1 protein-coding gene is annotated in these 1331 nt (G+C 53.7%); it reads right to left on the bottom strand.

All coding sequences use genetic code 11. From position 1 onward, the window contains the following. A partial coding sequence (gene ltrA, locus Q5Y71_RS16790; RefSeq protein ID WP_371877095.1) for a group II intron reverse transcriptase/maturase occupies positions 1–1071 on the bottom strand: 1071 nt, incomplete at its 3' end. Between the last annotated feature and the right edge of the window lie 260 nt (positions 1072–1331).

Raw genomic sequence — 1331 nt, 5'->3', positions numbered from 1 at the left:
TTTTTCCTCGGGGATTGTCGTGACCACGCGCATGTCGCCGTAGCGGCTTCGTTTGCGAATGATTCGATGACCCAAGAATACAAAGCCATCATTAACATGGGTGAGCTTTGTTTTCTCCATGTTTAATGTCAGCTTGAGAGTTCCCTGCAACATTTGCCGGCATTCTTCTCGGATCGCTTCCGCTTGTGCTTTGGTGCCTTTGACAATAATGACAAAGTCATCGGCATAGCGACAGTATGCAACCGCTGGCTTCCATTGCCAGTTTTCGCGTACAGCGGTGCTGCGACCTTTCTGGATACTGTTATTCCAGTACCACCTGTCTTTCCGGGACTTCTTGCTCAGGTATCGCCGGTCTAGGTACTGATCGAACTCATGTAGCATGATATTCGATAGCAGTGGTGAGATAACCCCACCTTGCGGCACGCCTTCGCTAGCCGCCCGGAAGAGTCCGGCATCAATGTGACCAGCCTTTATAAATCGCCACAGAAGATTCAGGAATCGCTTGTCTGAAATCCTGCGGCGCACTGCCTTTATAAGCAGCCGATGATGCACGGTGTCAAAGTAACTGGAAAGATCCCCCTCTATGACCCATCGTCCTCGAGTTTCCCGGTTATCCGTCAGTTGCAGTTTCACCGTGCGAATCGCATGGTGAACGCTGCGCTCTGGGCGGAAGCCATAGGAGAGTGAATGGAAGTCACTTTCCCAGATCGGCTCCATAGCCATTAACAGGGCTCGCTGGACAATACGGTCGCGCAGAGTTGGGATACCCAGTGGTCGTTGCTTGCCTCCGGCTTTGGGGATGTAGACCCGTCGGGCTGGCTGCGGCTGGTACGTATCCGTGAGTAGCTCATCCCTGATCTGCTTCAGAATGCTTGGCACCTTGGGCCGCAGAGTCGACTTGGTTTCCCCATCCACACCGGGCGTATTGGCGCCTTTGGAAGTTAGGGTGATTCGAGTCGCTTCTGCCAGCCAGTCGGGCTGTGCTATCAGGCGCAGCAGCCGATCTACCCGGCGGGCTGAGTCGGCTGCTGTCCAAGTGGCAAGTTTGCGTTGCATTTCGCTGATTATCAAAGGTCTTCACCTTACTTGGTCAGGTAGTTTGCTTGGCAAACACGTTTAAACTGCTCCCCTTCGCCATGTAATGGGCTTTCCCCATCTCGGACTACTACGGGAGCTCCGCCAGTCAATACGGCTTCGAGGTCATGCCCCCTTGGCATCCGTCATCGACCTTCCCCGGTTTATCTATCTGGACTCGAGCATGTTGAGGAGGTTGCCTATCGCACTCTTTACCCTTGCTTTCCGCAAGTTGACAGGAAGCAGCAGTCCGCTCT

Origin of the sequence: Microbulbifer sp. 2205BS26-8 (assembly GCF_030731025.1) — a bacterium.
Classification (GTDB): domain Bacteria; phylum Pseudomonadota; class Gammaproteobacteria; order Pseudomonadales; family Cellvibrionaceae; genus Microbulbifer; species Microbulbifer spongiae.
The sequence above is the reverse complement of the archived record's forward strand: the minus strand, read 5'-3'. Positions and strand labels throughout refer to the sequence as shown.